This is a genomic window from uncultured Leptotrichia sp., assembly GCF_938036635.1.
GTDB classification, from domain to species: domain Bacteria; phylum Fusobacteriota; class Fusobacteriia; order Fusobacteriales; family Leptotrichiaceae; genus Leptotrichia; species Leptotrichia hongkongensis.
Map to the genome: position 1 here is coordinate 1 of NZ_CALHQO010000559.1, position 4,740 is coordinate 4,740.

3 protein-coding genes are annotated in these 4,740 nt (G+C 29.9%); 1 reads left to right on the forward strand and 2 read right to left on the reverse strand.

Annotated features, from left to right (window positions below; translation table 11 throughout):
- Window positions 1–461: magnesium chelatase domain-containing protein (locus Q0370_RS11260; protein WP_299575768.1), on the forward strand; the 461-nt coding region annotated here is incomplete at its 5' end.
- 103 nt (window positions 462–564) lie between these two features.
- Here Q0370_RS11260 and Q0370_RS11265 read toward each other — a convergent pair.
- Window positions 565–1,464, reverse strand: a complete 900-nt coding sequence (locus Q0370_RS11265; protein ID WP_299575770.1) for a diacylglycerol kinase family protein — start codon at window positions 1,462–1,464, stop codon at window positions 565–567.
- Window positions 1,465–1,651: 187 nt separating this feature from the next.
- Window positions 1,652–4,642, reverse strand: coding sequence for a single-stranded-DNA-specific exonuclease RecJ (gene recJ / locus Q0370_RS11270; RefSeq protein ID WP_299575772.1), 2,991 nt, complete (start codon window positions 4,640–4,642; stop codon window positions 1,652–1,654).
- Window positions 4,643–4,740 lie beyond the last annotated feature (98 nt).

The following is a 4,740-nucleotide window of genomic DNA, read 5'->3' on the forward strand; positions in this document are numbered from 1 at the left end:
TTATTGTACCAATTTTTGAAGGAAGCCGTGTGTTTTTATTTGAAGTGCAGTCGTTACTGGGAACACCAAATTTTGGGATGCCTAGAAGAACAGTTGAAGGATATGATAAAAATCGTGTGGAAATATTGAGTGCAGTTTTGTCGCGTTCATTAAAGGTGGATGTAAACTCTAAAGATATTTATATTAATATTCCAGGTGGAATTGACTTGAACGATAGGAGTTCTGATTTAGCTGTAGTTTTCTCGCTTTTATCTTCAATAAAAGGCATACCCGTAAGTCAGAAAATAGCCGCTATTGGAGAGCTTGGATTACGGGGCGAAGTGAGAAAAGTTTCATTTATCAAAAATAGGGTAAATGAACTGGAAAAACTGGGATTTGTGGGAGTGTACTTACCAAAGAGCCATCAGGCTGATTTTGAAAAAGAAAAAATAAAAACAAAAATAACATCGTATATTTTTTAATTAGTATATCACCCTATCCTTAAATTTTATTTCTCATTTTTTGTGAAAAATCCCTGTTTCTATCTTAGTCTTTTTAATCTTTATCTATCCCTTATATAAATTCTTAACAAAAAACTTTTAATTTCCCGCTTATAAACTCAATTGTTACATCTATATTTTCCCCTTCTTCTCCATCAATGCTTACGTCAATTTCTTCTGTAACTTTTTTTATTTTGCATTTTTTGGCTTGTAAAGTTCGGATGTAATCGTTGTTTGTTAGGTTGCTGTTCATTAAGTCTATTAGGATTTTTGGAATATCCAGCGGGTTGTCAATGTTTTTTACAATTAGAATATCCATAAATCCGTCATTCATACTGGCTTCATCAATTACATTTTCAAATCCTCCAACACTTTTCCCATTCAGAATTGCATATAAAATAGCCTTTTCCTTCACTTTCTCATTTCCATCCAACACAATATCCAAGTCAAAAGTCTTTATATTTGTAAGTTCTCCAAGTCCATTTATGTAATAGGCAATTTTTCCAAATGTTTTTTTCAACGTTTTGTCTGTATTGTAGGAAATTTTGGTAAATAGTCCGCCAGCATACGATGACAAGAACACAGTTTTTCCATTGATTAACCCAAAATCAATGTTTTTGGCAGTTTTATCTGTAATTTTTTCTATCCAGTTCTCAATGTTTTCTTCGATTTTCAATGCTTTCGCAAAGTCGTTTGATGTTCCTGTCGGAAATATTGCAACTTCTGGAAATTCAATATTTTTAGAATAAAGTTCGCTTAAACAACGGCTTAATGTTCCATCTCCACCTGATAAAATCAAAATATCATATTTTTCATTTTTTAAAATTTCTGTAAACAGGTCATAATCCTTATTTATACTATAAAGTGTCAATGTAATCCCTTTTTCCAGCAGTTTTGTCGTGATTAAATCAAAATTGCTTAAAATTATATTGGCATTTCCAGATTTTGGATTGTAAACCAAAATAGCCTTTTTTAGTTTTTCCATATTTCCTCCTATTTTTTAAATTCATTATTTCAAAGTGTTTATAAAATCTGACTAATATTATATTTCTTAATTTTATTTTTTTTATTCTTGTTACATATATATTGTTTTACAACACTTTTTTTCTCGAATTTTTTTAACAACAAATCAAGATTTTTTGCTAATCAAATATCTGTATCATTATTTACTTTTACAAAATCTCATTAACCGAATAATCAGAATAAATCTTTTCTCCATCAGTAAGCAACTTTTTCAATTTCATTTTTTCTTCAATCGGTAAATATTCTACAAAAATATTTTTTGCATTTTTTCTCTCCTTCTTCGTTGAATTTTCTAAAAATATTATATTTTCTGGCACTTCAATTTTCGTATCTATCTCTTCAATATTATTTCTGTCCAAATCATCTGTTTTTATCATAAAATCTTTAGAATTTATTATTACGCAAAATCTTTTCTCCACTTCCTGTTTTTCATCTTCACTTAACTTTTCTGTATTTTCCTGCTGTTTTTCCACAATACTCTCGGAGTTTTCCACATTTTCATTATTTTTAAACTCTATTTTTTCAATTTTCTTGTATTCCAGCTGTTTTGGTTCTTCATTAACTTCAAGATTTTGGCTATTTTCCTTAATTTCATAACTAATTTCGTTTTGCATTGAAAAATCTGTTTTTATAATATTTTCCAATCGTTCTATATCTTTATAATTATAAAACAATGTAAATGGATAGCCGTTTTCAGAATATTCTTCATTTATATCAAAATATGATTTTATAAAATTGTTAAAAGCTGACTTTTTATCTGAACTTATCACAATCTGACTTTTTTTATCAGTTATTTTTTTATAATAAATTCCAACTGTCAGCAAAAAATTTTCAAAATTTGACATTTTGTATTTATATTTTTCATTTTCATCAAAAATATTTTTTATAATCAAGCTTTTATTTTTCTTAAAAAACTGTGCCAGCAATTCTTTAGTCTGTGAATTATACTCCATTTTCCCAATCAAAAATTCTTTTATCTTCTTAAAAATGCCAATTTGCGTGTGATCATAACATTTAAAATTATAATCTCTTTTTATCAGTATATTTACAATATTATGATTTGAAGCCTGCTTCACATCCTCCATTTTCACAGTAAAATTCCAGTTATAATACTGATTTAAAAGTATTAACAAGTTGGAAACACTGTAATCAAGCCGTCCAATGAACTTTCTTCCTTGAAAAAGCGAAACCTGATCAAATTCCATTTTCATTGTAATTTTCTTTTCCGTTTCCAGCTCAATATTTGTATAAAATACAGACTTCATCGGGAAAGATGTGTTAAAAAGCGAATGATAATAAGATAAAGTATCGTCCTTCAACTGTGACACTTTCACATCCTCAACATACACTTTCGTATAATATCTGTCCTGAAACATTTCCGTCTTTAATTTATAAACAATATCGTAAAACAAATTCTCATTCAGTTCTTTAAAATACTCGCCAGAATTAAACCAGACAGCATTTTTATTAAAAAATCCTTTTTGCTTTATGTCAAACATTATATGGTTTTTATTTTCTCCAATAAATTTTATATTTTCAAAAAGTACGTTATTGGTTCTGAACGTCGGCATTGGATTTCCAAAGCCAAATGGTTTTAAAAGTTCTATTATTTGGAAAAATTCGTACGAAACCTTTTGAATGGGGATTTGCTTATCAATTTCTATTATTTTTACAAAATCCTCTTCTTTCAGTTTTGTTTTTGCAAATTTATTTATTTTTTTCCTAAATAATTCCAAATTTTTTATTCCAATCGTAAATCCAGCTGCTCCAGAATGTCCCCCAAACTTCACAAAAAGTTCAGGCATTGACTGCAACGCCTCTAAAATATTAAAATTCCCAATGCTTCGGCACGATCCAACTGCTATTCCTTCATCTTCCTTCACTTCAATGATAATCGCAGGCTTGTAATATTTATCTACAATTTTGGAAGCCGCTATACCAATTACACCGTGATGATATTCAGGCGAATAGTCTACAATCACATAATCTTCCTTCAAATCGCTTTCTTCAATGTGTTTTTCCACTTTTTCCACAATTTCATTCTGCAATTCTTTACGTTCAAAATTTTTATTAATCAATTCCTTTACGATTATCTCAATTTCTCTATCATTATCTGAAATTAGTAATTTTACTACCATTTTTGCATCTTTAAGCCTTCCAGCCGCATTAAAGACAGGTGCTATGATAAAGCCCACATCATACGAATTATACTCAGTTTTCTCATTAAAATCTGAATTTTGCGTACTAAACAATTTATACAGTAAAAATCTAAGCCCCTTATTTTTAGAACGGCTAAGCTGCTCCAGCCCAAATTTTGTCAAAATCCTGTTTTCTTCCACCAGCGGCACAATATCCGCAACTGTACCAATTGCTACTAAATCGAGATATTTATATGCTTTTACCTTTTTCCCAATTCTTTCATAAAGACAAAGAATTACCATAAAAATAGTCCCAACTCCCGCTAGAAACTCAAAGGAAAATTCATTTTCAGGACGTTTGGGGTTCACAACCGTGATAGCATCTGGAACTTTGTCCCCATTTAAATTATGGTGATCAGTAATAATTATCGGCAAATTTATAGAATTTGCAAACTCCACTTCAGGAAACGCTGTAATTCCACAATCCACAGTAATTACCAAATCTGCCCCAGATTCTTTTATTTTCTTCAAAGCCTCATTATTCAATCCATACCCTTCATCCCGAATTGGAATATAATAATTCACATTTTCTGCCCCAAGCTCCTTTAATGCCATATACAAAATAGATGTCGAAGTAATTCCATCCACATCATAATCCCCGTATATCCAAATATTTTTCTGTTCCTTTATCGCCTTTTCAATTTCCAAAACTGTCTTTTCCATATCCTGCAGTCCATAAGGATTCTGAATGTTTTCAAGTTTTGGATTCAAAAACTCCCTTATTTCCTTCTCTGTCGTTATACCACGTGAATAAAGTATTTTCAAAATATCATTATCAATTACCGAACTTAAATTCGTATTTTCAAAATTCTGTTTTTCAGTCTTACTTTTTTTCATTTTTTTTGTTTTTTCATCATTTTTTTGCTTATTATCTCTTTCAATATATTCCCTCTCCTGTCGTGGATTAGGAATAATTTTCGTAGCCCATTTAGTTTTTCTCATAATTTTTTCCCCTCTTATTTTAAACTTTATTTTTATTATTACAACTTTCCCTGTGAACTACTCCCGCTTTTAGAAGCGAGAGCTTCTTGGGAAGTACC